Genomic DNA, 26,713 nt, shown 5'->3' on the forward strand with positions numbered 1-26,713 from the left:
AATTAAAGGAGGACGTACTATGCCGGAAGAAAAAGAACGGTCGAGTGACGAGGAACTTCAGAAGCTTCTGAAGAAATCGGCGGATGTTGAGGACTTCCCCGAGGTCTCGCTCGACGAATTCACTCCGCCGACGGACGAGGAGTGGAAGGCGGCCTGCGAGGCACTGCTCAAGGGGGCGCCGTTCGAGAAGGTCATGTTCACGAAGACCTACGAGGGCATCACCTTCGACCCCATGTATACGAAGAAACACACGGAGGACATCCTGCCCAAGAGTGTCATGCCCGGCATGGGAGACTATCTGCGCGGCGTGGATCCCGCCGGCTACATCGGGAAGCCATGGGGCATCGCGCAGGCGTGCGATGAGACGCTGCCCGCAGAGAACAACGAGCTCCTGCGACATGAGAATGACAAGGGCTCGACGATCTACCACATCGTGCTCGACACCGCTTCGCGTGCGGGTGTGGATGCACGTCAGGCGGAGAAGGTCGGCGACATCGGCACGAGCGTGACGACGGTCGACGATATGCACACGCTCTTGGAGGGACTGGATCTCGCGAAGTTCCCGCTCTATGTCTATGCGGGTGCGAATGCTCTCCCGCTCCTCTCGCTCGTCGCAGCGGCACGCCGTGCGGCGGGAGAGGATATGACGAAGGTACAGGGCATCGTTGGGGCAGACCCGATCGGCGCACTCGTGACCGACGGCAAGCTTCCCGCATCGCTCGACGCACACTATGACAGCCTCGCTGCGGCGGCACGTTGGGCGACGACACATGCGCCGCATCTGCGCACGGTGTTTGTGCGCAGCGATGTCTACAGCAGCGGCGGTGCAAACGATGTGCAGGAGGTCGCAGCGTGTCTCGCGACCGCAGCGGCGTATCTGCGTGCGCTGTGCGAGCGCGGGCTGACGATTGACGAGGCGGCGGGGCAGATCGCGTTCGGCTTCTCGATGGGCGCGAACTTCTTCCTGCAGATCGCAAAGCTGCGTGCCGTGCGCCCCATCTGGGCACAGATCGTCAAGGCGTTCGGCGGCAACGCCGAGTCGCAGAAGATGCGCATTCACGCGCGTCCTGCGCTCTTCTTCAAGACCATCTACGATCCGTACGTCAACATGCTCCGCAACACGACGGAGATCTTTTCGGGCGTTGTGGGCGGCATCGACTCGTTCGAGAGTGCGCCGTTCGACGAGCCCATCCGCAAGGGCGACGAGTTCTCACGCCGCATTGCACGCAACATCCAGATCATGCTCCAGGAGGAGTTCGGTATGCTCCAGCCGATCGATCCTGCGGGCGGCTCGTGGGCAGTTGAGACGCTGACGCGCCAGATGAAGGAAAAGATCTGGGCGGAGTTCCAGAGCATCGAAAAGCAGGGTGGCATCGTTGCGGCACTGCGCAGCGGATCTGTGCAGGAGGGGATTGCAGCGATTCTCGCAGACCGCTTCAAGAAGGCGGACATCCGCAAAGACCGCATCGTCGGCAACAATATGTACCCGAACATGACAGAGGTTCTGCTCGAAACGCGTGCGGAGGATACGGCGGCACTCAAGGCACAGCGCACGAAGGATATCGAGGCATATCTCTCCGACATCGACACAAAGCACCGTGACGAGGCTCTTGCGGCATTCAAGGCGGATGGCTCCGTGGATCAGGGCATCGAGGCGGCGTTTGCAGGCGCGACGATCGCGGAGCTGATGGCGGCGGTCACGGATGGCAAGGGCGCGGCGGAGACGGTCACGGCGATCGCACCGCACCGCTGGAGCGAGCGTTTCGAGGCACTCAGGAAGCGCACGGAGGACTACAAGGCGGAGAAGAACGACAACGTCAAGATCTTCCTCGCGAACATGGGTCCCATCCCGCAGCACAAGGCGCGTGCGGACTTTACCACGGGCTTCCTGCAGGTTGGCGCGTTCGAGGTGCTCGGCAACGACGGGTTCAAGACCGTCGAGGAGGCCGCCGAGGCAGCGGGCAAGAGCGGCGCGGATGCGGTGGTCATCTGCTCCACGGACGCGACCTATCCCGAGATCGTACCCGCACTTGCACCGAAGCTCCACGAGGTTCTGCCGAATGCGCGCGTATTCCTCGCGGGCGCGGCACCGAAGGATCTCCTTGAGACCTATAACAATGCGGGCATTGATGAATACATCTCCGTCAAGGCGAACTGCTACGAGGTGCTTGAGCGCCTTCAGAAAAAGAAAGGGATGATTGCGTAATGGCAGGCTTTACGAACCCGGATTTCACCGGGATGAGCCTCGGCGAAAGCCCGTCCGCAGACTCCAAGGAGTGGCGCGCCCTCTTCGAGGGGACGACGGGGCGGACGTTTGAGGCACTCACGCACAAGACGATGGAGCGTGTACCCGTGAGCCCCTTCTACGATCACGACGTATACGAGCGTATGACCCACCTCGACTTTGCGAGCGGTATCCCGCCGTGCCTGCGCGGACCGTACTCCACGATGTACGTGTTCCGTCCGTGGACGGTGCGCCAGTACGCAGGTTTCTCGACGGCAGAGGAGTCGAATGCGTTCTACCGCCGCAACCTTGCCGCAGGTCAGAAGGGCCTTTCCATCGCGTTCGACCTCCCGACCCATCGTGGCTATGACGCTGACAACCCGCGCGTGGTCGGTGACGTGGGCAAGGCAGGCGTTTCGGTCTGCTCCATGCTGGATATGAACATCCTGTTCTCGGGCATTCCGCTCGACCAGATGTCCGTCTCTATGACCATGAACGGCGCGGTTCTGCCGATCCTTGCGTTCTTCATCGTCTCGGGCGAGGAGCAGGGCGTTGATAAAAAGATCATGGCAGGTACGATCCAGAACGATATTCTGAAAGAGTTCATGGTTCGCAACACCTACATCTATCCGCCTGAGATGTCCATGCGCATCATCGGCGACATCTTCGAGTACACGACGAAGTACATGCCGAAGTTCAACAGCATCTCCATCTCCGGCTACCATATGCAGGAGGCGGGTGCACCTGCGGACATTGAGCTCGGCTACACGCTCGCGGACGGCCTTGAGTACATCCGCACGGGCATCAAGGCGGGGCTCGCCGTCGACGACTTTGCAAAGCGTCTCTCGTTCTTCTGGGCAATCGGCAAGAACTACTTCATGGAGATTGCAAAGATGCGCGCGGCGCGTGTCCTCTGGGCGAAGATCGTCAAGTCGTTCGACGCGAAGAACGACAAGTCGATGGCGCTGCGTACGCACAGCCAGACGTCCGGTTGGTCGCTGACGGCGCAGGATCCGTTCAACAACATCGCCCGCACGGCGATGGAGGCGATGGGCGCGGCACTCGGCCACACGCAGTCCCTCCATACGAACGCACTCGACGAGGCGATCGCACTGCCGACGGACTTCTCGGCGCGTATTGCGCGTAACACGCAGCTCTACATCCAGGACGAGACGAGCGTCTGCAAGATCATCGATCCGTGGGGCGGCTCGTACTATGTCGAGGCTCTCACGAACGAGATCATCCGCCGCGCTTGGGCGCATATCCAGGAGGTCGAGGCACTCGGCGGCATGGCAAAGGCGATCTCGACGGGCCTCCCGAAGATGCGTATCGAGGAGGCGGCAGCACGCCGTCAGGCACAGATCGACTCCGGTATCGAGAGCATCGTCGGTGTGAACAAGTACCGCCTCGAAAAGGAAGATCCGCTGCAGATCCTTGCCATTGACAACACGGCCGTGCGTCAGGCACAGGTCGAGCGTCTCGAGAAGCTGCGCGCAGAACGCAATGCGGACGATGTACGTCGCTGCCTCGAGGGCATCACAAAGGCAGCAGAGACGCGCGACAACGGCAACCTGCTCGAAGCGGCGGTCGATGCGGCACGCGCCCGCGCCTCGCTCGGCGAGATCTCCGATGCGGTGGAGAAGGTCTCCGGCCGTTTCCAGGCGGTGATCCATACCATTTCCGGTGTCTACTCCTCCGAGTTCACGGACAAGACCGAGCTCGACCGCGCCCGCGAGATGGCGGACGAGTTCGAGGAACTCACGGGTCGCCGTCCGCGTATCTTCGTCGCGAAGATGGGACAGGACGGACACGATCGCGGACAGAAGGTCATCGCGTCCTCCTTCGCCGACATGGGCTGGGACGTCGACGTGGGTCCTCTCTTCCAGACCCCTGCCGAGACGGCGCAGGATGCGGTCGACAACGACGTGCACATGGTCGGATTCAGCTCGCTCGCAGCGGGACACAATACGCTCCTGCCGCAGCTCGTCGATGAGCTGAAGAAGCTCGGACGTGACGACATTATGGTCTGCATCGGCGGCGTTATCCCCGTGCAGGACTATGACAACCTCTACGAGCACGGCGCGGTCGCGATCTTCGCACCGGGCACGAACATCCCCGAGGCGGGCATCAAGCTACTGACCCTTCTCATCGCACGCGCGAAGGAAGAAGCCGCAGGTTAAGGTATACAATGGCGCCGCCCTCAAACAAGAGGGCGGCGTTTTGCCATATCGTGAAAGGAGGCTTTATGAGCGAAAAATATTCGGTCGAACGGCCGGACTGGGTACCCGAGGATGCGGACTGCAAGTTCACGACAAGCGTCATGGGCGGCATCGAGGGCATCAAGGATCTGACCGTCGGCAATATCAATCCGAAACTCTTGAACGGGCAGGGCATGCCGCGCCGCAAGCTCGTCCTCTCCGAGGATGACTATGTGGCAGGCGTCGAGCGCGGCGACCGCATGACACTCTCTCGTGCCATCACACTCATCGAGAGCAACAGCAGCCGTCATTTCAAGCTCGCCCAGCGGGTATTGCAGCGGCTTCTGCCGAAGACGGGCAACGCGCTGCGCATCGGCATCACAGGTGTCCCCGGTGCGGGCAAGTCCACGATGATCGAGGCGTTCGGCAATATGCTCTGCGACGCGGGGCATCGTGTCGCCGTCCTCACCGTTGACCCGACCAGCTCCGTGACGAAGGGCTCGATCCTCGGCGACAAGACGCGCATGGGCACACTCTCGCGCCGCCCCGAGGCGTTCATCCGTCCCTCGCCTGCGGGCGGGACGCTCGGCGGTGTCGCGCGCAAGAGTCGCGAGACCATGCTGCTCTGCGAGGCGGCGGGCTATGATGTCATCATCATTGAGACGGTCGGTGTTGGACAGTCCGAGACGACCGTGCGCTCGATGGTCGACTTCTTCCTGCTCGTCGTGCTGACGGGTGCGGGCGATGAGCTGCAGGGCATCAAGAAGGGCATCATGGAGCTTGCGGATGCGATCGTCATCAACAAGGCGGACGGCGACAACCTGCTGAAGGCAAAGGTTGCACGAGGGCAGTACGAGCGCATGATCGAATTCATCCGTCCCGCGACGCTGGGGTGGGAGACACACGCCTACCTCGCCTCCGCCATCGAGAAGACGGGACTTGCCGAACTCTGGGAGGTCATTCGCATTTTCCGCGACAAGACGACCGAGACGGGCATCTGGAAGAAACGGCGCGACGGTCAGCTGCTCGACTGGATGAACAGCATGATCGACGAGCATCTGCACAACCTGTTCTTCGACGATGCCGTCGTGCGCGGGCGGATGCCCGAGGTGAAGGAGGCGATCCTCTCGGGTGGTATCTCGCCGACGCAGGCGGTCGCGGAGCTGCTCAGCGTATTCGACGTCCACCGTGCAGCAGGGCGGCAGGTCGACCTCTTTACGAATTGAGGAGGTGTATCCATGACGAAACGCATCTGCCTCTCGGGCGCGGATATGTACGAGCTTGAGGAGGTCTTTACAGGGCGGCGCGGCATCGCGAGTGTTCGTACGGGCTACATCAACGCCGCGCCCAATGCCCGCCATGAGGATGTGGCGACAGGTGCGGCAGGCGGGCGCATGGGGATCGAGATCTGCTACGATCCGAAGAAGATCGACATCTCGCAGCTGCTCGACCTGCACTTTGCTGTTGTGACCCCGTACAGCATCGACGGACAGGGGTATGTGCGCGGCAGTATGTACCGTGCAGGTGTCTTCTACGAGAGTGCGGAGGATGAGCCGCAGATCCAACTCTATCTCACCTTCCTCGCGGGGAAGGGACGCTGTCCCGCGACGGGGGAGCACCTGACGCTCAATGACCCGAACAGCAGCGCGGCGGCACGGCGCGTCCTGCATGCGACGATGGAACGTCTCACCTCATTTCAGACGGCAGCGGACGAGCATCAAGGGTATTTGAAGCAGCATCCCGAGACAGAGACCTACATCGATCTCGCACGACTGCGCGAACTTGTGAAGTTTTGAAGTGAAAAGGGGCTGTTGCACGAAGTTTTCTAGCTTCGTGCAACAGTCCCTTTTTTTTTCGGCATCATAGACGATTTTCATTTTTATACAAAATTATTTTATGCTATAATCAACAGAATGAAAAATATTCTATCGTATCGTTTCATACGCATGTGTGCCGGATCTTGCGGCAGTGTGCGGAGTGGATGGGGAAACCAAAGGGGAGCTGGGTATGAGCATACGCACAAAACTACAGTCGATTCTGATTCTGCTGTTTGTCTTCATCGTGGGATTGGTCGGGCTGAACTTCTTTACATTCAATGAACTCAAGGGGGATTCGCCTGCGGTCAACGCCTCCGGGTCGCTGCGGATGCGCGCCTATCAGCTCTCATGGGGGGCGGCACGACTCGTGTCGGCAGATGAGGGAGATGCACAGACACTGCGCACTGCGATGCAGAAGGATCTGGAGGACTACGATCGTATTCTGAAAGGACTGGAGCAGGGCGATGCGGCGATGGGACTGACTGCTCCCACGGATGAGGCGGTGCAGCGGCAGCTCGGTGTCGTGCAGCCGCTGTGGGAGTCGTACCGCAGCGATGTGCGTGCCGTTGCCGAGGGCTCGGACGAGGAGATGCGCCGCGCGGCAGAGGCAAAGGTGGCGAAAGAGGTTGCGCCCTTTGTGGCGGAGGTCAACAAGCTGGTCGTCGCCTACGATGCCGCAAGCCAGACAAAGATCGAAACTTCCAAGAACATCCAGCTCGGTGTGATTCTCCTCGCCATATTCGTGGTGGGCGGCGCACTCTGGCTGATCCTTACGCAGATTCTGCGTCCGCTGGCGGCTCTGACGGACTCATTTCGTGGCATTGCCGAGGGCGAGGGCGATCTGACGCAGCAGCTCCATGCGGAACGCGATGATGAAATCGGGCGCATTGTCCTTCATTTCAACACCTTTATCGGGAAACTGCGTACCATCATGCGCGGGGCACAGGAGAGCGCGGCAGAGGTCGCACAGCTCTCCGGCGCACTCTCGCAGGCAAGCGGTGAGAGCAGCAAGGCGGTCGAGATGGTCGCCGGTTCCGTCACCGATGTTGCAGGGCAGGCGAACGCGCAGAACAGCGATATGCAGGAACTCGCGGATAATGTGTCGCAGATTGCGGCACATATGGCGCAGATGCTCGCCTCTGCCGAACGCTCTGCCGTACTCTCGTCGGACTCCGAGGACAAGGCGGCGGATGGACGGGACGGAGCGGCACGTGTCGCCGCGCAGACCGATGTCCTGCGCGACATCGTCATGACGATGGATCGGAAGGTACAGACCCTCACGCAGTATGCGGAGGACATCAATCAGATCATCGATCTCATCAAGGGCATCTCGGGACAGACCAACCTGCTCGCACTCAACGCCGCCATCGAGGCAGCACGTGCGGGGGAGAGCGGACGCGGCTTTGCTGTCGTCGCGGAGGAAGTGCGCAAGCTTGCGGAGAGTTCGAGTCTCGCGGCGGACGATGTCACGGAGAAGATGACCGGTATTCGTCAGCAGGTGCACGAGACGCGCAGTGCAAATCAGGAACTCGTCAGCGAGCTCGAGAAGATCACGGAGGCGGTTGCTGCGGTGCGTTCCTCGCTGAACGCCATCGCAGAGAGCTCCGAGGAGAGCCGCCGAGCGGCTGCCGAGATCGTGCAGCTGAATCAGACGGCGTCGGCAGGTGCGCAGAACGTCGCAGGCACATCGGGGAATGTTGCGGCAGCGGCGAAACAGATTGCGGGGCTCTCCGAGGACTCGGCTGCGGCCATCGAGGAGCAGAGCGCGACTATGGAGCAGGTCGTCGCTACCGCAGAGCACCTGTCCAGTCTGTCGACGAAGCTGGACGGCCTTGTCGGCAAATTTAAGGTCTGAGTGCAGCGTCTCGTTCTATCCGCGTATAATACATTGCATTTCACGCGGATTTATCGGATAGGAGTATTGCACAGCGTTCTTTCTGCGATATAATAATAGAGAGAATTTTCTATTGAAACGAGAGGGAAACATGACAATCCACAACAAACTACGAATCACACTCGTTGCCCTCTTTGTCTTCATCATTGGGCTGGTCGGACTGAACTTCGCCACCTTTGCACAGCTGGATGGGGACTCCCTCGCCGTCAATGCCTCCGGCTCGCTGCGGATGCGTGCCTATCAGCTTGCCTGGCTTTCGGCACGTCTTGTTCCTGCTGATGCGGACACGGCGGCGGAACTCCGGCGGACGATGTTGGCGCAGATTGAGACGTGCGACCGCATCCTTGCGGGGCTTCGCCGCGGGGATGCAGAGCTGAATCTCCGGCCGGTGTCAGACGAGGCGGTCAAGGAACAGCTCCGCACGCTGCAGCCTCTCTGGGAGGAGTACCGCACGCATGTGTTTGCCGTCGCGGGAGCTGTGGGAGAAGAGGAAAAATCCGAGGCAAATGCCGTCGTCGCGGCCGAGGTCGTCGGCTATGTGGCTGAGGTGGACAAACTCGTTACGGCGTATAATCATGCAAGTCAGGCAAAGGTCGCTATTTCCAAAGACATTGCGGTGGGCGTGACTGTCCTTGCGTTCCTTATCTTTGCCATCTCCTCCTACTGCATCATCATCGAGGTGCTGCGGCCGATTGCGGCACTGACTGCCTCGTTCCGCGAGGTGGCAGGCAAGGAGGCGGATCTCACGCAGCAGCTCACGGCCAAACGCAGTGATGAGATCGGACGCATTGTGCAGTCGTTCAATACCTTTGTCCGTGATTTGCGCCAGATCATGCAGCGTGCACAGGCCTGTGCGACCGAGGTCTCGGGGCTGTCGGATACGATGTGGCGGGCAAGCGTTGAGAACAGCAAGGCGGTCGAATGCAACGCTATTGCCATCACGAATGTTGCCGCACACGCAAGCGAACAAGACGAGAACATTCAGATGCTCGATACGAGCGTGCACGGTATTTCAGCGCACTTGGAGGAGATGCAGGCACTCGCGCAGACGGGGAATGTGAACGGCACGGAGCTCCTCACCTCCATTGAAGCAGTGCGCGCCTGTGCACAGCTTGCAGCGTCGGCATTAGAGGAGGTTGCGAAGGCATCTCGGGAGATCACGGCGCACGCAACGGACTCGGCAGCTGCCATCGAGCAGGAGACCGCCTCCCTCGAGGCGTTTGCCGCGACTGCCGAGCATCTCAAGGGGCTCGCCTCGGAGCTGGATGTGCTCGTCGGGCGCTTCAAGGTATGATGTACATGGATGGGAGCCGCCGGATATCTTTCGGCGGTTTTCTTTCGTTGATGCATCGTTCGGTGTAGAATACTGTGTATGTAATGAAAGGGGAGTACAATGGAGGTCAATGCAAATCTGGCACAGGATGTGTTCAAGGATGCGGGGGAGAGTGTCATCTTCCTCATGCTTTCGCTGAAACGCGAGGACATTGAAAAGGAACGTGAGATTATCGCGGACATGGCGGATCGCATCGCTGCGATCCAGCGCTCGATGAATATTCGCGTGGCGCCAGAGACGGTCAAGATGACGCTCGGATTCAGCAATCGTGCGTGGGAATATCTCTTTCCGGGCGCGAAGAAGCCGAAGGAGCTTGAGGACTTTGCGGGCGTGAATGGAGAGCACCACACAGCACCTGCAACGCCTGCCGATCTCTTCCTGCACGTACGTGCGGCACAGGCAGCGACGAGCTATCTCGTCGTCGATCAGATCATGGGATTCCTGCGTCCCATTGTGGACGTGGTGGATGAGACGCACGGCTTCCACTACCACGAGGGGCGTGCGATCATCGACTTCATCGACGGCACGGAGAACCCTGTCGGCGCGGAGGCGCAGGAGTGGGCGATCATCGGCGCGGAGGATCCCGACTTTATCAACGGCTCCTATGCCTTTGCGCAGAAGTACGTCCACGATCTCGACGCGTGGCGTGCGCTGCCGACCGAGGTGCAGGAGAAGTACATCGGCCGCAGAAAGTACAGCGACCTCGAGCTCTCCGACGAGGAGAAGGATCCGCGTGCGCACAACATCATCTCGCAGGACAACCGCGACGGTGAGGAGCACAAGATCGTGCGCATGAACGTCGTCTTTGCGAATCCCGGCGAGGGCGTGCGCGGCACATACTTCATCGGATACGCGCGCCACTGGGACGTGACACGCCAGATGGTCACGAATATGTTCACGCAGGATGACCGCCTGCTCGAGTACTCGACGGCGGAGAAGGGGCAGCTCTTCTTCATCCCGTCGAAGGAGCTGCTCGGGTGCATTGCCGAGGGCGAACTGTTCTGACAGCGCTGCGTTTCGGTTTTTTCTGTGAAATGCTTTACTTTTCCCCTGCGCTTTCGTACAATAGAGATTAGCAATCCATTCGCGTAAGCGTGGCATAGGGAATGGGGGATATTTTTATGCTGAAAAAAGCAATCGCGGTTGTGACTTCGGGCGGAGACAGCCCGGGGATGAATGCGGCGGCGCGCGCGGTCGTGCGCACGGCGATCTACGAGGGCGTCGAGGTCTACGGTGTGCACAACGGCTACAGCGGCATGGTGCATGACGATATTGTGCAGCTCACGACGCGCAGTGTCAGCGATCTGATCCAGCGCGGCGGCACCTTCCTCGGAACGGCACGCAGCAAGTCGTTCATGACGCCTGAGGGGCGAAAGACGGCGTTCGAGAATCTGCGCAAGCGCGGCATCGAGGGACTCGTTATCATCGGCGGCGACGGCTCGCTCACGGGCGGCTCGCTTCTGAGCAAGGAGACGGGCATGCCAATCGTGGGCTTGCCGGGCACGATCGACAACGATGTCTGGGGCATGGACTATACGATTGGCTGCGATACGGCGTGCAATACAATCGTGGATGCAATCAACAAGCTGCGTGATACAGCGTCGGCACACCGCCGCATCATCATCGTTGAGGTCATGGGGCGCCATTCGGGCTGGCTCGCGATGATGTCTGGCATCGCAGGCGGCGCAGAGTACATCCTCGTGCCGGAGGTGGCGTTTGATCTCGAGGAAATCAGCCTCGAGCTGAAGGAGATGTACGAGCGCGGAAAGCGCTACAGCATCATCGTGGTCGCCGAGGGCGCGGGCTCGGGCGTGGAGATCGGCAAGATCATCGGAGAGAAGACGGAGATCGATACGCGCGTCTCGGTACTCGGGCACATCCAGCGCGGCGGCTCGCCGACGGTCGAGGATCGCATCAAGGCGTCCATGCTCGGAGAGAAGGCGGCACTTGCGATCATCTCGGGTGTGAGCGACGTAGTATACAGCTTCAACGAGGGACAGGTGGTCGGGGTCAACCTCTTTGAGGCGGTCAACAATACGAAGACGCTCGACCCGGAGCTCGTACGACTTTCGCGCGTCCTCGCATAGAGCGCGTTTCATCAGATCAACGGCAGCTCATCCATATGGATGGGCTGTTTTTACGTGCGCAAACGAAAAATCCCTCGGACATTTGCCCGAGGGATGCTGCATTATTAGGGTTATTCCTTGATCGGTTTTTTGAGGAGCGAGAGGATGACGGCGCCGACGACGGCACCGACGAAGATGCTCACGAGGTACATGAGTGGGTTGCCGATGGTCGGGACGACGAAGATGCCGCCGTGCGGTGCGCGCAGCGTGCAGTCAAAGACCATCGTGAGTGCACCCGCGAGTGCGGAGCCGACGACCATCGAGGGGATGACGCGGACGGGGTCGGCCGCCGCGAACGGGATCGCGCCCTCGGTGATGAAGGAGAGACCCATGACGTAGTTCGTGATGCCTGCCTTTCGCTGGCTCTCGGTGAAACGGTTCTTAAAGAGTGTGGTCGCAAGGGCAATCGCCAGCGGGGGCACCATGCCGCCCGCCATGACCGCCGCCATGACGTGATACTCGCCCGAAGCGAGGAGACCTGTGCCCGTGACGTATGCCGCCTTGTTGATGGGACCACCCATATCGACTGCCATCATGCCGCCGACGATCAGCCCCATGAGGATGCGCGCCGAGGGATCCATACCGCCGAGGGTCTCGATCATCCAGTTGTTGATGGCGGAGACGGGCGGCGCGATGATGTAGAGCGAGATCAGCCCCATGATGAGGATGCCGAAGAACGGGTAAAGCAGAATCGGCTTGATGCCGTCAAGGGAGGCGGGGAGCCCTGCGAACACCTTCTTGAGGCCGTTGACGGCGTAGCCGCCGACGAAGCCCGCGAGCAGTGCGCCGAGGAAGCCCGTGCCTGTCGCACCGGCAAGAGAACCACCGACGAAGCCGACGGCGAGTCCCGGCCGGTCGGCAATCGACATGCCGATGAAGCCCGCGAGGACGGGGAGCATGAAGCCGAACGAGGCACCGCCGACCTGCATGAAGAACTTGGCAAGCGGGGTGTTCGAGCCGAACTTTGACGGATCGATGGTGTAGTCGTCGAAGAGGAATGCAAGGGCGATGAGGATACCGCCGCCCACAACGAACGGGAGCATGTGCGAGACACCGTTCATGAGGTGTTTGTAGATCTGGCGGGCAAGGCTTTCGTCCGTGCCGCCGTCTGCGCTTTCTGCTTCGTCCGCGCCGCTCGCACGGTAGACGGGGGCACTGCCGGAGAGTGCACGGTCGATCAGTTCATCTGCCTTGTTGATGCCGTCCGCGACCTTCGTGATGACGACACGGTGGCCGTCAAAGCGGGACATGGCGACGTTCTTGTCCGCTGCGACAATGATGCCGTCGGCGGCGGCGATCTCCTCGGGGGTGAGTGCGTTCTTGATGCCCGCGGAGCCGTTCGTCTCGACCTTGACCGTGAGACCGCGCTTCTTCGCGTGCTGCTCGATGCTCTCCGCCGCCATAAAAGTATGTGCAATGCCCGTGGGACAGGCGGTGACGGCGAGGATCTGGATATGGTCGGCGGTGGGCGTTGCTGCTTCTTCAGACGTGTCTGTGCTCGGTGCGACGAAGCGATCGTTCTCCTTATCGTCGATGAGCTGACGGAACTCCTCGACGGTCTTGGCGGCAATGAGTGCTTCCTTGAAGTCGGGGTCCATAATCATGGTTGCGAGCTTCGAGAGGATGGCGAGGTGTTCGTCGTTCGCGCCGTTCGGTGCGGCGATCATGAAGAAAAGGCGGCTCGGGTTGCCGTCCATGGCGGCAAAGTCCATGCCGTCGGGGATGGTCATTGCGGCAAGCCCTGCGGCTTTAACCCCGTCGCTCTTGGCGTGCGGCGTTGCGATGCCGTCGCCGAGCCCCGTGGTGCCGCTTTCCTCCCGGATGAGCACGTCCTTGACGTACTGCTCCTTATCGCTGAGATTGCCGCCCTTCTCCATGTAGTCCGCGAGCAGGCGGATTGCCGCTTCCTTCGAGGTGGGGGCGGAAACGCCGAGGGCGATGCTCTCAGGGTTCAGAAGATCGTTGATATGCAAGGGGAAATCCCTCCTTTTTCATTGTGCTGTGTTTTATTCACTGTGCATACTCCTCGCAAATATTCGCATTGTTTGGAGTGGCGTGAAGTCCCTTAGCAAACCCTAGTGGAGCGAGCGGCGCAGAGTGTGCGACCCGCCCCCTGCGGATTTTATTCGTTCAAGCGCAGCGCGTTTGGAATCCGCAGGTATTTAGGCGGACGAGCACACGACCGCTTGCGTAACGAGGGTTCTGCGTGGGACTCACGCCACATAGTATTGCACAGCTGCGATGCGTTTATATCATACGATGGTTTTCAGCAGCGCAAGTGCCTCCTCACGCGTCGCTAGGTTCGGCGAGAATGCGGAGGCGGAGCCGGTTGCAACGCCCATGTAGAAGGCGCGCTTATAGCTGCCGTCCGACTCCATGAAGCCCGCGAGGAAGCCTGCAACCATCGAGTCGCCCGCGCCCACGGAGTTGACGAGGGTGCCCTTCGGTGCGGCGGAGCGGTAGAATACACCCTCTGCCGTGAGGAGGATTGCGCCGTCGCCCGCCATCGAGATAAGGACGTTCGTCGCGCCCTCCTCCTGCAGCTTCTTTGCGTGGAAGATGATGTCGTCATCCGTTTTGAGTTCGACACCGAACATCTCTCCGAGTTCGTGATTGTTCGGCTTGATGAGAAACGGGCGGTACTTCAGCACGCGGCGCAGGAGATTCTTTGTGGCGTCGACGACGATGCGGATGCCGCGCCCCTCGAGACGCTCCATGATGCGCTCATAGATGTCGTCGGGCAGCGTGTTCGGAATCGAGCCCGCGAGTACGAGCGTATCGCCGCTCTGGAGACGGTCGAGCTTTGCAAAGAGTGCGCGCTGCGCCTCCTCCGTAATGATGGGACCCTGCCCGTTGATCTCGGTCTCGCTTTCCGCCTTGATCTTGACATTGATGCGCGAGAAGCCGTCGTCGAGGCGCACGAAATCATCCGCGACGCCGAACGAGTGCAGCATCTGCTGCATGGCTATTCCTGTGAAGCCCGCGAGGAAGCCGAGTGCCGTCGAGTCGTGCCCGAGATTTTTCAGCACAATGGAGACGTTGATGCCCTTGCCCCCCGGCAGGATCTGCTCGTAGTTCACGCGGTTGATCTCGCCCGCAGTGAAGTTCTCCAACCGTACGATATAGTCAATCGACGGATTGAAGGTGACGGTGTAGATCATCCATATCCCTCCCTTAAAGTATCCTACAATGTAACCCCTTAAAAACATCATAAACGGCACAGCAGGGAAAGTCAAGAAAACCACTCTCATCAGAAGTCTTGTCAGCGCATTTTCTTTCCTCTATAATAGGAGCAGACATTACATTGGAACAGGGGAGTATTATGACTGCAGAAATGGGTATGATGAAAACGGATGGTCAGACAGGAGGCGTGCCACCGGCAGCGACGGCAAAGCCGAAGAAGTCAGCCCCCAAGGGCGCGGCTTTTTATATCAAAAAAGGGCTGTGGCTGATTCTCGGTGCACTCATCACCGCCGCAGGACTCGAACTCTTTCTGATTCCGAACAACGTCATTGACGGCGGCGTGGTCGGTCTCTCGATCATGGCGCAGACGATTACGGGCATGGGGCTCGGTGTGTTCCTTGTCCTCTTTAATATCCCGTTCGTCTACATGGGCTATAAGCAGATCGGCAAGAGCTTTGCGCTCTCGACTGTGTTTGCCATCATCATGCTCTCAATCTGGTCGGGTGTCCTTCACCACGTGCCGCAGGTCACGACCGACCCCTTTCTTGCCGCGATCTTCGGCGGCGTGGTGACGGGGCTCGGGGTCGGCATCGTCATGCGCACGGGCGGCTGCTTCGACGGCACGGAGATTGTCGCCATCATCATGGACGCACGAACGCAGTTCTCCGTCGGTGAGGTCGTCATGTTCATCAACCTCTTCATCCTCTCTTCGGCGGGACTGCTCTACGGCTGGGACAAGGCGATGTACTCGCTCTTTGCCTACTTCGTCATCGCGAAGATGATCGACGTGGTGCTCAAGGGTCTCGATGAGTCCTATGCCGTTATGATCGTCACGAGCGAGCACGAGGAGATGACCATTGCGCTCAATGAGCGCCTCGGGCGCGGTGTGACCCTGCTGCACGGCGCGGGTGGCTACACGGGCGAGCCGAAGGAGATACTCTACTGCGTCGTCACGCGCCTCGAACTCGACAAGCTGAAGGAAATCGTCCTCGACAAGGACGAGCGGGCCTTCGTCACAATCAATGCTGTACATGACATCGTGGGCGGGCGGTTTAAGAAAAAAGCGATACATTGACCGATGAGCAGCGCTGCGATGGCACTGCTCTTTTTTTCAAATAGAGTGATATAAAAATATCATTTTAAGAAATAATATATGATAAACTAGTTGCTTAACAAAAGAAAGCATGGTACAATATAGGAAATTCATCTCGTTTTCACGGAAAGGCGGCGGCATGATGGCAAACCATGTGAAAGGCATTTGGATTGGTGTGGATGTGGGGACGACGGGCGTGCGCGCAATTGCATACGAGGCGTCGGGCGTGAGCCTGGCGTCGGCGGAGGCGTTCTACCCGCTGCGCACGCCGCATCCGGACTGGGCGGAGGAGCGTCCATCTGAAATTCTTGCGGCGACGGAGCAGGTCGTGCGCGAGGCGGCGGATGCGCTGCGCTATCAGGGGCGGATGCCGTCGGGCATTGCCCTCAGTACGGTTATGCACAGCCTCATTCCGCTCGATGCGGAGAAGCAGCCGCTCACGGATATGCAGACGTGGGCGGATAGCCGCAGCGCGGGCATTGTGCGAGAGCTGAAGGAAAATGAGCCTGAACTCTGCCGCGCGTTCTACGAGCGGACGGGCTGCCCCATGCACGCGTGCTATCCGCTGGCAAAGATCATCTGGCTGAAGCGGAATCGTCCTGAGCTCTTTGCGCGTACAAAGTACATCGGCTCGATCAAGGATCATCTCTTCCACGCCTTTACGGGCGAATTCCTCATCGACCGCTCGACAGCGAGCACCACTGCGCTCTACAATGCGCGTGCACTCGCGTGGGATGCGGAGATTCTGAACTTCATCGGCATCACGGAGGAGATGCTGCCACCCGTGATTTCGACGACCGAGGCGCGGCCGCTCGCAGCGGATGCGGCGGAGCGTATGCATCTCACGGCAGGGCTGCCCGTGGTGATCGGTGCGACGGACGGCGTACTCGTCAACGTCGGCATCGGCGCGGTCTCGGCGGGACAGCTGAGTGCGACCATCGGCACGAGTGGCGCCGTGCGCATGCTCGTCGGTGAACCGCGCACGGATGACGCAATGCGTACATGGTGTTATAATCTGGTCGACGGCCTCTGGGTTGCGGGCGGCGCAATCAACAACGGCGGCATGATTCTGCGCTGGATGCGCGACAACATCTGCCATTTCAGCGAGGCACAGATGGAAGGTCTCGATGTGGATGCCTACGACCTCATGACGATGAAGGCGTCAAAGGTGGCGGCGGGCTCCGACGGACTGATCCTCCTGCCATTCTTCACGGGCGAGCGCGCCCCGTATTGGAACTCCGACCTGCGCGGCCTCTTCTTCGGCCTCTCGCTGAACCACAGCCGCTCCCATATGATCCGCGCCGTCATGGAGGGCATCTGCTACGGTATGCACGCCGTCTTCGATGCGCTGCGTGAGTTCGGCGAGGTGCGGGACATCCGTGCGAGCGGCAGCTTTACGAAGTCGCCCCTCTGGATGCAGATCCTTGCGGACGTGCTCGGCGAGCCGCTCGTCCTGCCCGACAACAGCGAGGGCGCGGCGTACGGCGCGGCGGTGCTCGGCTTCATCTCCGCAGGCGAGATGGCAGGAATCGCGGATACGGCGGATCTCGTGCACGCAAAGAAGATCTACACGCCGGATGCGGACAATACGAAGACCTACGCGCAGCTCGTAGACATCAGCGGGCGGCTCTATCACAATTTGCAGAGAGAATTCGCGGAGATCGCGGCGTATCAGGCGGGACATTGAGGGAGGAAGATCGAGATGAGTAATGGCATGATGGATATTGGCGTCGTCGGCATGGGCGTCATGGGGAGCAATCTCGCGTTCAACATGGCGGATCACGGCTTTCAGGTGGCGGGGTGGAACCGTACGCCGGATATGACGGAGGACGCTGCAAAGCGCAACCCGCCCGCGAACTTTCATCCGTTCTACGATCTGAAGGAGTTCATCGGATCGCTGAAAAAGCCGCGCCGCGTCTTCCTCATGATCGCAGCGGGCGATCCCGTGGACTGGGCAATCGGGGAGATTGCGCCACTGCTCGAGGCGGGGGATATCATTCTCGACGGCGGGAACTCGTTCTATGAGGATACGCGTCGCCGTCATGATGCGCTGAAAGAAAAAAATATCTGCTATTTCGGCGTGGGTGTCTCGGGCGGCGAGAAGGGCGCGCGTCTCGGCCCTGCCATCATGCCGGGCGGCGACCGTGCCGCCTACGAATCCGTGCGTCCGATTCTCGAGGGCATTGCCGCGCGTGCGGGAGAGGAGCCGTGCTGCACTTATATCGGTGAGGACGGTGCGGGGCACTATGTCAAGATGGTGCATAACGGCATCGAGTACGCAGATATGCAGCTCATCGCGGAGACCTATCTCATCCTGAAACATGTCGGCGGCCTCTCCAATGCGCGCATCGGCGAGATCTTCCATGCGTGGAACAGCGGCGAGCTTCGGAGCTATCTCATCGGCATTACGGCGGACATCTTTGCGGAGGTGGATGAGGAGACGGGGGCGGCGCTCGTCGACATCATTGTCGACCGCGCGGGGCAGAAGGGGACAGGCCGTTGGACGAGCCTCGAGGCACTCGCGCGCGGTGTCGATCTCTCCATGATCTCTGCCGCATGCAATGCGCGCGTACTCTCGAACCTCACGGAGGAGCGCGCACACGCGGGCGCGGTCATGACGGCACCCGAGGGGGCTGCGGTGACCGTGGATGCAGACTTCATTGAGGCGGTGCGCTGCAGCCTCTATACGGCGAAAATTGTCGCCTACGCACAGGGCTTCTCACTCTATCGCGCGGCAAAGGAGGAGTTCGGCTGGTCGCTCGACTTCGGCAAGATCGCCTCGATCTTCCGCGCGGGCTGCATCATTCAGGCGGAATTCCTCCAGCGCATCACAGATGCCTACGAGAAGGAGCCGAATCTGAAGAATCTCATGTTTGACGATTTCTTCCTCTCCTCCATCAACGGCAATGCGCCGAGCCTGCGCCGCACGGTCTGCCTCGCCGTGGAGCGCGGCGTGCCCATTCCCGCATTCTCCGCTGCCATGCAATACATCGATGCCTTCCGCAGCCCACAGCTCGGCGCGAACCTCATTCAGGCGCAGCGCGATTACTTCGGCGCGCATACCTTTGAGCGCGTCGACAAGGAGGGCTCGTTCCACCATGTGTGGCAGGAGCATTACGAAAAGTAAATAGTACGGATCGGCTGCTGCGTGGATTCATGTAGCAGCTTTTTTGCACCCTAAAATGATATTTAGTAAACAAAATATAATTAAATAAATGAAATGCTATTTACAAATGAAAGGCCATCGACTATAATTACATCAGGAATTGTTATAGATCTTGCTGCCAGTAGTTGAGGGCAGCGCGCTGCGGGGGGGCGATCCCCCATCATGAAAGGAGAGGAATCCTATGCCGCTGATTATTCTAGCTGTGGGCATCCTGCTGCTGTTCTTCCTCATCGTTCGCGTGAAGCTGAACAGTTTCATCTCGCTGCTCATCGTCGCGGGTCTCGTCGGCTACGCCGAGGGGCTGCCCGTCACGCAGATCATTCCCGTCATCCAGAAGGGCCTCGGGGGGACGCTCGGCGGACTTGCCATTGTCGTCTCGTTCGGTGCGATCCTCGGCAAGCTGATGGCGGAGAGCGGCGGTGCACAGCGCATTGCCATGACGCTCATCAACATGTTCGGCAAGGAAAAGGTCAAGTGGGCGGTCTGCCTTACGGGCTTCATCGTCGGCATCGCGCTCTTCTATGAAATCGGCTTCGTCCTGCTCATCCCGCTCGTCTTCACGATTGCGGCATCGGCGCAGATCCGCCTCCTCGAGGTCGGTATCCCGATGGCTGCGGCGCTCTCGGTTACGCACGGCTTCCTGCCGCCGCATCCGGGTCCCACGGCAATCTCGGTCATCTACAATGCGGACATCGGTCTGACCCTCGTCTACGGTGCGCTGCTCGCGGCGCCGATCGCGGTCATCGCAGGCCCGATCTTCTACAACTTCGTCAAGGATCTCAACCCCGCGATTCCCGAGGGACTCTACAATCCGAAGGTGTTCACGGATGAGGAAATGCCGAGCTTCGGCATCAGCGTCTTCACCGCACTCGTTCCCGTCGTCCTGATGGCGGGCTCTGCGATTGCAAAGATGACGCTGCCCGCAGACTCGCATGCACTCGCGATCATGGTCTTCCTCGGCTCGCCTGATATGGCGCTCACGATCTCCATCTTTATCGCGTTCTACACGTTCGGTATTTCACGCGGCAAGAGCATCCAGGAGATCATGAAGATCTCCGAGTCCGCGATTCTCGCGATCGCCATGATCCTCCTCATCGTGGGCGGCGGCGGCGCGCTCAAGCAGATCCTCATCGACAGCGGTGTTGGCCGCTACATCGGCGACCTCCTCATGGGCTCTGACCTCTCGCCGCTCGTCCTCGCATGGTCGATTGCGGCGGTCATCCGCATCGCCTGCGGCAGCGCGACGGTTGCAGCGCTCACAGCAGGCGGCATTGCGGCTCCCGTGGTTGCGCTCACGGGCGTCAGCCCCGAGCTTATGGTGCTCGCAACGGGCGCGGGCAGTCTCATCATCTCGCCGCCGAACGACCCAGGCTTCTGGCTCTTCAAGGAGTTCTTCGGTCTCACGGTCAAGGAGACGGTGCGCACGTGGTGCACGATGGAGACGATCATCTCCGTGCTCGGCCTTGCGGGCGTTCTGATCCTCAATATGTTCATCGGCTGATGAGCGTACCAAAGGAGCGTGGCTGTCATGGGCTATCTTTTGGGCATTGATGCAGGCTCTACGAACTATAAGGCAATCGCGTGTGATGCGGCGGGGAGATTTCTCGCCTCCGCGCGGCGGCCGGCAAATACGAAATATCATGAAAACGGCTGGGCGGAGACTTCGCCCGAGCTGATCTGGGAGGGTGCTGCTGCGTGTATTGCAGAGGTCGCGGCGCAGCTGCCCGGTGAGAGCTGTGACGGCATTGCCGTCGCAAGCTCGGGCGAGGATGTACTGCTTGACGGCGCGGCACAATCGGTGTATCCTGCAATTCGGTGGTTCGACACGCGTACAGAGGCGATTGCCTCGGCGTGGGAGCCGTTCGGGCGTGAGCGGATCTATCGGATCACGGGCATCAACCCGAACCCCGTCGCGAGCATCACCAAGATGCAGTGGATCAAGCGCTATGTGCCCGAGGCATGGGCGCGGGCGCGCCTCTGGATTCCGATCGCGGGCTTCATCAGTCTGAAACTGACGGGCACGGCGCGTGCGCCGTGGACGAACGCCTGCCGCTCAATGGCGTTCGATCTGAATCGCCGCGACTGGTCGGAGGAGATCCTCGCGGAGGCGGGCATAGAGCGTTCTCTGCTCGCAGAGCCGATCCGCCCCGGAGAGCAGATTGGTGCTCTGACCGCAGCTGCTGCGGCGGCAACGGGGCTCAAGAAGGGAACGCCCGTCTTTGCGGGCGGCGTGGACTATGCCTGCGGCACCTTTGCAACGGGCATTATCCGTCCGGGGCAGATGCTGGACTCCACGGGGACGAGTGAGCAGCTGCTTGCGATTCTCGACGCACCCGAGATCAGCAGCGCCAGCATGGAGAAGAATTTCACATCCGTCGCCTACGTGGTGAATGACGCTTACTATATCATGGGTATGATCGTGGCGTCGGGCGGTATCTTTGAATGGTTCAAGAACACGTTTGCGTGTGAGTCCTTCGATCTGCTGGTCGATGAGGCGGCACGTGAGCCGATCGGCGCACGCGGCTGTATGATGCTGCCGTATTTCTCGGGACGGCACACGATGGGCAGCGATCCTGCGGCGCGCGGCGCATTTGTGGGACTCACGCGTGCAACGACGCGCGGCACCTTTGTCCGCGCGATTCTCGAGGGGCTCTGCTACGAGATGCACAGCATTGTGCAGGCGATGCAGGAGCTCTCGGGGCAGAGCGTCGAGTCGATCTACGCCATCGGCGGCGCAGCAAAGAGTGCGTTTTGGATGCAGATGAAGGCGGATGTCACAGGCATCCCCGTACGCAGCAAGGATGTTCCCGAGGCAGCGGCGCTTGGGGCGGCGATGCTCGCGGGACTTGGTGCGGGTGTCTATATAAGCCCCGAGGATGCTGCGGCGCGTGTGCAGTTTGCAGAGCGGCAATATACGCCCAATGCAGCGCACCACGCACAGTATATGGAGCTGTATGAGACGTTGAACCGCGCGCTCTATCCCGCTCTGCGGGAGTTCAACGCTGCGGTCACGCGCGCACAGGGAACCAACGAAGAAAAATAGAAGCGGAGGAGATATGCGATGAAATATGAGGTAACGGTTACGGGCATTGGGGATTTCGTACTGCCCTTCATGCGGACGCGCGAGTCGGTCATCATCTTTGATAAGGATGTACCATACGAGTACGAGAACATGGTTGTCGCGCATACGAAGGCAGAGGTGAAGGCGGACATCGTCGTCGGGGACACGCTCCATCTCGCAGACCGCAGCTATACGGTGACGGCGGTCGGCGATGAGGCGATGAAGACCCTGCGCGAGCACGGGCACTGCACGATTGTGTTTACGGGCAAGGATGCGGCGGAGCAGCCGGGGCAGATCATGGTGAAGGGCGACGGCGTGCCGCGCTTCATGGTTGGCGATATCATTCGCTTTGAGTGAGGAGGACAGCGATGAAAGTTCTGGTTATTGGTGATCCGCTGCTCTCGTCGGAGCGTTTGGAAGCCGCTGTCAAAAAGATTCTGGGCGATGTGGACGTTGCGCGTGTCGACTGGAAGCCCGCGAGCGATGAGGAGTTCTGGTTTCTGCGCAGCGAGGTAGAGAAGAAGGGGCCGTCGGCGGGCAGACCGCCGCAGGAGATCTTCGACCACGTCAGCGATGTCGACATCATCATCACGCATCACACGCCGATCAACGCCGAGATCGTTGCTGCGGCGAAGAAGTGCCGCATCATCGGCGCGTGCCGTGCGGGCGTTGAGAACGTGGATGTGGCTGCGGCATCGAAGCAGGGCATTGCCGTGTTCCACACGATGGGGCGCAATGCACACGCGGTTTCGGACTACACGATCGGCCTCATGCTCGCAGAGATGCGCAACATCGGCCGCGCTCACGCAGAGCTGAAGCAGGGACATTGGAAGAAACAGTATTCGAATGCTGCCTTTGTCGGCGATATGCTCGAGAAAAAAATTGGTCTCGTCGGATTCGGTTACATAGGTCATCTCGTAGCGAAGAAGCTGAAGGGCTTCGACGTGGAGATCCTCGTCTACGATCCGTATGCAAAGGCGGAGGATGTGGAGGCGGCGGGCGCACGCCTTGTATCGCTCGAGGAGCTGTGTGCGGAGGCGGACTTCATCAGCATGCACGCGCGTCTCTCCGAGGCGACGCAGGGGCTTCTCGGTGAAAAGGAGTTCGCGCGTATGAAGCCGACGGCATACGTCATCAACACGGCGCGTGCGGGGCTCATCGACGAGCAGGCGCTCATCTCCGCCCTGCATGACAAGCGGATTGGCGGCGCTGCGATTGACGTGTTCTGGACGGAGCCGCCGCCGGCGGATCACCCGTTCATGACGCTCGAGAATGTCACAATCACGCCGCATCTCGCGGGCTCGACGCGCGACGCATTCAACCGCACGCCCTATCTCCTGCTCGAGGAGGTCAAGAGCACAATCGGCGGCGGTGCGCCGCGCTGGGTGGTCAATGCGGACGCCGTTTCGACTGATTTTTCCGGACTCAAATAAGGGGAGGAGGAGCATATGAAAGCAGCAATGTATCACGGCACGGCGGATGTGCGCGTGGAGGATGTCGCAAAGCCGACAATCGGCGCGGGAGAACTCCTCGTCAAGGTCAAGGCGTGCGCCATCTGCGGCGGTGACCTTCGGACATTCCGCCATGGGCACAAGGCGATTCATCCGCCCATCATCCTCGGGCACGAGATTGCAGGTGTGATCGAGGAGGTCGGCGCGGGCGTCGAGCGCTATCATGTGGGTGACCGCGTTATCGTAGCGCCGGGTATCGGCTGCGGCGCGTGCTCCTACTGCCTCTCTGGGCGTCAGCACCTCTGCTACACGCGTGAGACCATTGCGCACGGCTATGACGGCGGCTTCGCCGAGTACGTGCGGATTCCTGCGAGCGCGGTACGCGCAGGCAATGTGAACTTCATCCCCGATGAGGTCGACTACCTTGCCGCTTCACTCTCGGAGCCTCTCGCCTGTGTCATCAACGGGCAGGAGGCGATGGACATCCAGCTCGGCGATACTGTCGCTGTCATCGGCGCGGGGCCTATCGGCATCATGCACGCGGAGCTGGCACGCGCGCGCGGGGCGGGGAAGATCTTCCTCCTGAACCGCAGCCGCAACCGTCTGGATGCGGCGCAGGATCTGAACTATGACGCCTACATCGAGACGGGCGAGGACGGCGGCGTGCAGGCGGTGCTGGACGCGACGGACGGTCTGGGCGCAAATGTCGTCATTGTCACGGCGGGCAGCGCCGCCGCACAGCGTGCGGGCATCGCCATGACAGGCAAGATGGGCAAGGTCTGCCTCTTTGCAGGTCTGCCGAAGGATACGCCGGAGCTCTCGTTCGATGTGAACTTCGTCCACTATCGGCAGATCACGCTGTACGGCACATTCTCCTCCGCGCCGCGCCATAATGCGCTCGCCGTGGAGCTGATCCGCAGCGGGAAGATCAATGCCGACCGCATCCTCACCCACGCCGTTGCGTTGGAAGACATCGTGCACGGCTTCGACCTCGTAGAGCATCGGGCGGGCATGCGCGTTGCGGTCGTCCCCCATATGGAAGAGCTTGCCGCAGATATTGCACGTCATCCGGATCTTATGATTTCAAAAGGCTAAACTTTAGGTGGGGCTGCTGCACGTTCACGTTCGTGCGGCGGCCCCGTTTCTGTCTGTGTATATGTATTGAGAGGTGGAGCTGCGATGTCTATGGAGGAGCTTTATGGAAGCGCCCCACGGGGGCTGTACGATGTCCACACGCGAAAAGAGGGCCCAAAGGGGCGACTGCCGCTGACGGATGAGATGCTGCGGACGGCGCCGAGCGGCAATATCTTCGGTATGACGATCAATGCGGGCATGGGCTGGAATCCCGATGACCTCGCCGGCGGCGATGTGCTTATCATCAGCACGCAGGGCGGCATTCGCCGCGATGACGGGACGACGGCGGCGGTTGGGCTGCACAACGGGCACTTTGAGCTCGGCGACCTCATGCGTGCCGCCGCAGATGAAATCAAGGGAGCAGGGCTTGTCCCGCATGCAGCCTTTGTCACTGACCCGTGTGACGGCCGCAGTCAGGGGACGACGGGGATGTTCGACTCACTGCCCTACCGCAACGACGCGGCGATCGTCATGCGCCGCCTCATGCGCTCCCTGCCGACACGTCGGGCGATCATCGGCGTCGCTGCATGTGACAAGGGCCTGCCCGCTATGATGATGGCGCTCGCGGGGATGCATGATCGCCCCGTCATCCTCATCCCGGGCGGCGCGACCCTCTCGCCGACGAACAGCGAGGATCTGGGCACGGTGCAGACCCTCGGCGTGCGCTATGCAAATGATGAAATCACGCTCGACTATGCCGCACGCACAGGATGCAGCTCCTGTGCATCGCCGGGCGGCGGTTGCCAGTTCCTCGGGACGGCGGGTACCTCGCAGGTGGTTGCCGAGGGGCTGGGACTCACACTGACGCATGCGGCGCTTGCGCCCTCGGGCGAGGAGATCTGGCGAGAGATCGGGCGCGCTTCGGCGCGTGCAGTTATGGCGCTTGCTGCACGGGGGATTACGGCACGCGACATCCTGACCGACAAGGCGATCGAGAATGCGATGGTCATTCACGCGGCGTTCGGCGGCTCCACGAATCTCCTCCTTCACCTCCCTGCGATTGCACACGCAGCGGGCTGTCATATGCCCGACGTGCGCGACTGGTCGCGCATCAACAAGGAGGTGCCGCGCCTCGTGAGCGTCCTGCCGATCGGTCCTGTCAACTATCCGACGGTGTTCGCGTTCATGGCGGGCGGCGTGCCCGAGGTCATGCTGTATCTGCGCCGCCTCGGACTCCTGCACGAGGATGCGCTCACCGTCACGGGGGCGACGCTCGGCGAGAACCTTGACTGGTGGGAGCACTCCGAGCGTCGCGCGATATTGCGCAAGCGGCTCGAGGAGGTCGACGGGCTCTCGCCCGATGAGGTCATCTTTACGCCGGATGAGGCGCGTCGGCGCGGCATCGGCTCGACCGTGACCTTCCCCACGGGCAATATCGCGCCCGAGGGCTCTGTCGTGAAATCCACGGCGATTGACCCCTCCGTGATCGACGCGGACAAGGTGTTCCGCCACACGGGCAAGGTCAAGACCTTTACCTCGGAAAAGGCGGCGATTGCGGCACTCAAGGAGCATGGACGCATTGTGGCGGGCGACATCATGATTGTCATGGGCGGCGGTCCGAAGGGGACGGGCATGGAGGAGACTTACCAGCTCACCTCGGCACTCAAGCATCTGCCGTTCGGCAAGCATGTCTCCCTCATCACGGACGCGCGGTTCTCGGGAGTTTCGACGGGTGCCTGCTTCGGACATGTGGGGCCTGAGGCGCTGGCAGGGGGACCCATCGGAAAGCTGCGCGACGGCGATGTCGTCGAGATCATTGTCGATACGGAGAAACTCGAGGGCAGTCTGAACTTCATCGGCACCGAGGAGGAGCCTCTGAGCTATGAGGAGGGCGCGCGTGTGCTCGCAGCGCGCAGCATGCAGGACGGCGTCGGCCCCGATGCCGATCTCCCCGATGATACGCGCCTCTGGGCGGCGCTGCAGGAAGTCAGCGGCGGTACATGGCGCGGCAATGTCTACGATGTGGAGCGAATTCTCGCCGTGCTCGAGGCGGGCAAGGCGGCGCTGCGTGATAAATCAGGCAGCTGATACGG

Annotated in this window: 19 protein-coding genes; 17 read left to right on the forward strand and 2 right to left on the reverse strand. The window is 60.6% G+C overall.

Annotated elements, in window-relative coordinates:
* The first annotated feature begins 19 nt into the window (after window positions 1-19).
* The 8 genes from H1B31_RS03900 (at window position 20) to pfkA (ending at window position 11,553) form a co-directional block, all read left to right on the forward strand.
* Window positions 20-2,206, forward strand: coding sequence for a methylmalonyl-CoA mutase family protein (locus H1B31_RS03900; protein ID WP_185980969.1), 2,187 nt, complete (start codon window positions 20-22; stop codon window positions 2,204-2,206).
* The gene (gene scpA / locus H1B31_RS03905; RefSeq protein ID WP_185980970.1) at window positions 2,206-4,404 is read left to right on the forward strand and encodes a methylmalonyl-CoA mutase; all 2,199 of its coding nucleotides are present in this window, start codon (window positions 2,206-2,208) and stop codon (window positions 4,402-4,404) included. The genes H1B31_RS03900 and scpA overlap by 1 nt, the downstream gene beginning before the upstream one ends.
* A 65-nt stretch (window positions 4,405-4,469) precedes the next feature.
* Window positions 4,470-5,648, forward strand: a complete 1,179-nt coding sequence (gene meaB, locus H1B31_RS03910; protein WP_185980971.1) for a methylmalonyl Co-A mutase-associated GTPase MeaB — start codon at window positions 4,470-4,472, stop codon at window positions 5,646-5,648.
* A gap of 12 nt (window positions 5,649-5,660) precedes the next feature.
* Entirely contained in the window at window positions 5,661-6,218 is a 558-nt protein-coding gene (locus H1B31_RS03915; protein WP_185980972.1) for a peptide-methionine (S)-S-oxide reductase, read from the forward strand.
* A 211-nt stretch (window positions 6,219-6,429) separates the two neighbouring features.
* The gene (locus H1B31_RS03920; RefSeq protein WP_037346319.1) at window positions 6,430-8,094 is read left to right on the forward strand and encodes a methyl-accepting chemotaxis protein; all 1,665 of its coding nucleotides are present in this window, start codon (window positions 6,430-6,432) and stop codon (window positions 8,092-8,094) included.
* A gap of 130 nt (window positions 8,095-8,224) precedes the next feature.
* Window positions 8,225-9,427 (forward strand): type IV pili methyl-accepting chemotaxis transducer N-terminal domain-containing protein, encoded by a 1,203-nt coding sequence (locus tag H1B31_RS03925; RefSeq protein ID WP_185980973.1) that lies wholly within the window; start codon window positions 8,225-8,227, stop codon window positions 9,425-9,427.
* Between the two features lie 99 nt (window positions 9,428-9,526).
* The gene (locus H1B31_RS03930) at window positions 9,527-10,471 is read left to right on the forward strand and encodes a Dyp-type peroxidase (RefSeq protein WP_009440891.1); all 945 of its coding nucleotides are present in this window, start codon (window positions 9,527-9,529) and stop codon (window positions 10,469-10,471) included.
* A gap of 116 nt (window positions 10,472-10,587) precedes the next feature.
* Window positions 10,588-11,553 carry a 6-phosphofructokinase gene (gene pfkA, locus H1B31_RS03935; protein ID WP_037346322.1) on the forward strand — a complete coding sequence of 322 codons (966 nt, stop codon included), beginning with the start codon at window positions 10,588-10,590 and terminating at the stop codon, window positions 11,551-11,553.
* Window positions 11,554-11,663: 110 nt separating this feature from the next.
* Here the strand turns inward: pfkA and H1B31_RS03940 are convergent, their stop codons facing one another.
* Window positions 11,664-13,565, reverse strand: coding sequence for a PTS fructose transporter subunit IIABC (locus H1B31_RS03940; protein WP_185980974.1), 1,902 nt, complete (start codon window positions 13,563-13,565; stop codon window positions 11,664-11,666).
* A gap of 279 nt (window positions 13,566-13,844) precedes the next feature.
* Window positions 13,845-14,753 carry a 1-phosphofructokinase gene (gene pfkB / locus H1B31_RS03945; RefSeq protein ID WP_185980975.1) on the reverse strand — a complete coding sequence of 303 codons (909 nt, stop codon included), beginning with the start codon at window positions 14,751-14,753 and terminating at the stop codon, window positions 13,845-13,847.
* 161 nt (window positions 14,754-14,914) lie between these two features.
* Between pfkB and H1B31_RS03950 the strand changes: the two genes are divergently transcribed.
* The 9 genes from H1B31_RS03950 to H1B31_RS03990 all read left to right on the forward strand — a co-directional run bounded on the left by H1B31_RS03950 (window position 14,915) and on the right by H1B31_RS03990 (window position 26,708).
* Complete coding sequence (locus H1B31_RS03950) at window positions 14,915-15,850, forward strand: YitT family protein (protein WP_226372148.1); 936 nt, start codon at window positions 14,915-14,917, stop codon at window positions 15,848-15,850.
* Window positions 15,851-16,007: 157 nt separating this feature from the next.
* Window positions 16,008-17,555, forward strand: a complete 1,548-nt coding sequence (locus H1B31_RS03955; protein WP_185980976.1) for a gluconokinase — start codon at window positions 16,008-16,010, stop codon at window positions 17,553-17,555.
* Window positions 17,556-17,570: 15 nt separating this feature from the next.
* Window positions 17,571-18,995, forward strand: coding sequence for an NADP-dependent phosphogluconate dehydrogenase (gndA, locus tag H1B31_RS03960; protein WP_185980977.1), 1,425 nt, complete (start codon window positions 17,571-17,573; stop codon window positions 18,993-18,995).
* A 220-nt stretch (window positions 18,996-19,215) separates the two neighbouring features.
* Entirely contained in the window at window positions 19,216-20,535 is a 1,320-nt protein-coding gene (locus tag H1B31_RS03965; protein ID WP_009440899.1) for a gluconate:H+ symporter, read from the forward strand.
* A gap of 27 nt (window positions 20,536-20,562) precedes the next feature.
* Window positions 20,563-22,077: an FGGY-family carbohydrate kinase gene (locus H1B31_RS03970; RefSeq protein ID WP_185980978.1), complete on the forward strand. Its 1,515-nt coding sequence runs from the start codon at window positions 20,563-20,565 to the stop codon at window positions 22,075-22,077.
* 18 nt (window positions 22,078-22,095) lie between these two features.
* Window positions 22,096-22,452, forward strand: coding sequence for a PTS glucitol/sorbitol transporter subunit IIA (locus H1B31_RS03975; protein WP_185980979.1), 357 nt, complete (start codon window positions 22,096-22,098; stop codon window positions 22,450-22,452).
* An 11-nt stretch (window positions 22,453-22,463) separates the two neighbouring features.
* Complete coding sequence (locus H1B31_RS03980; protein ID WP_066846068.1) at window positions 22,464-23,528, forward strand: 2-hydroxyacid dehydrogenase; 1,065 nt, start codon at window positions 22,464-22,466, stop codon at window positions 23,526-23,528.
* A 15-nt stretch (window positions 23,529-23,543) separates the two neighbouring features.
* Window positions 23,544-24,641, forward strand: a complete 1,098-nt coding sequence (locus H1B31_RS03985; protein WP_185980980.1) for a zinc-dependent dehydrogenase — start codon at window positions 23,544-23,546, stop codon at window positions 24,639-24,641.
* Window positions 24,642-24,725: 84 nt separating this feature from the next.
* Entirely contained in the window at window positions 24,726-26,708 is a 1,983-nt protein-coding gene (locus H1B31_RS03990; protein ID WP_185980981.1) for a YjhG/YagF family D-xylonate dehydratase, read from the forward strand.
* Window positions 26,709-26,713 lie beyond the last annotated feature (5 nt).

This window comes from Selenomonas timonae (assembly GCF_014250475.1).
Classification (GTDB): domain Bacteria; phylum Bacillota; class Negativicutes; order Selenomonadales; family Selenomonadaceae; genus Centipeda; species Centipeda timonae.

Coding starts and splice junctions, on each gene's coding strand:
- H1B31_RS03980 (WP_066846068.1), top strand. CDS start 22,464: ATGAAAGTTCTGGTTATTGGTGATCCGCTGCTCTCGTCGGAGCGTTTG.
- H1B31_RS03900 (WP_185980969.1), top strand. CDS start 20: ATGCCGGAAGAAAAAGAACGGTCGAGTGACGAGGAACTTCAGAAGCTT.
- H1B31_RS03930 (WP_009440891.1), top strand. CDS start 9,527: ATGGAGGTCAATGCAAATCTGGCACAGGATGTGTTCAAGGATGCGGGG.
- gndA (WP_185980977.1), top strand. CDS start 17,571: ATGAGTAATGGCATGATGGATATTGGCGTCGTCGGCATGGGCGTCATG.
- H1B31_RS03990 (WP_185980981.1), top strand. CDS start 24,726: ATGTCTATGGAGGAGCTTTATGGAAGCGCCCCACGGGGGCTGTACGAT.
- H1B31_RS03970 (WP_185980978.1), top strand. CDS start 20,563: ATGGGCTATCTTTTGGGCATTGATGCAGGCTCTACGAACTATAAGGCA.
- H1B31_RS03915 (WP_185980972.1), top strand. CDS start 5,661: ATGACGAAACGCATCTGCCTCTCGGGCGCGGATATGTACGAGCTTGAG.
- H1B31_RS03965 (WP_009440899.1), top strand. CDS start 19,216: ATGCCGCTGATTATTCTAGCTGTGGGCATCCTGCTGCTGTTCTTCCTC.
- H1B31_RS03925 (WP_185980973.1), top strand. CDS start 8,225: ATGACAATCCACAACAAACTACGAATCACACTCGTTGCCCTCTTTGTC.
- meaB (WP_185980971.1), top strand. CDS start 4,470: ATGAGCGAAAAATATTCGGTCGAACGGCCGGACTGGGTACCCGAGGAT.
- H1B31_RS03975 (WP_185980979.1), top strand. CDS start 22,096: ATGAAATATGAGGTAACGGTTACGGGCATTGGGGATTTCGTACTGCCC.
- scpA (WP_185980970.1), top strand. CDS start 2,206: ATGGCAGGCTTTACGAACCCGGATTTCACCGGGATGAGCCTCGGCGAA.
- H1B31_RS03985 (WP_185980980.1), top strand. CDS start 23,544: ATGAAAGCAGCAATGTATCACGGCACGGCGGATGTGCGCGTGGAGGAT.
- H1B31_RS03920 (WP_037346319.1), top strand. CDS start 6,430: ATGAGCATACGCACAAAACTACAGTCGATTCTGATTCTGCTGTTTGTC.
- pfkA (WP_037346322.1), top strand. CDS start 10,588: ATGCTGAAAAAAGCAATCGCGGTTGTGACTTCGGGCGGAGACAGCCCG.
- H1B31_RS03950 (WP_226372148.1), top strand. CDS start 14,915: ATGACTGCAGAAATGGGTATGATGAAAACGGATGGTCAGACAGGAGGC.
- H1B31_RS03955 (WP_185980976.1), top strand. CDS start 16,008: ATGATGGCAAACCATGTGAAAGGCATTTGGATTGGTGTGGATGTGGGG.
- pfkB (WP_185980975.1), bottom strand. CDS start 14,753: ATGATCTACACCGTCACCTTCAATCCGTCGATTGACTATATCGTACGG.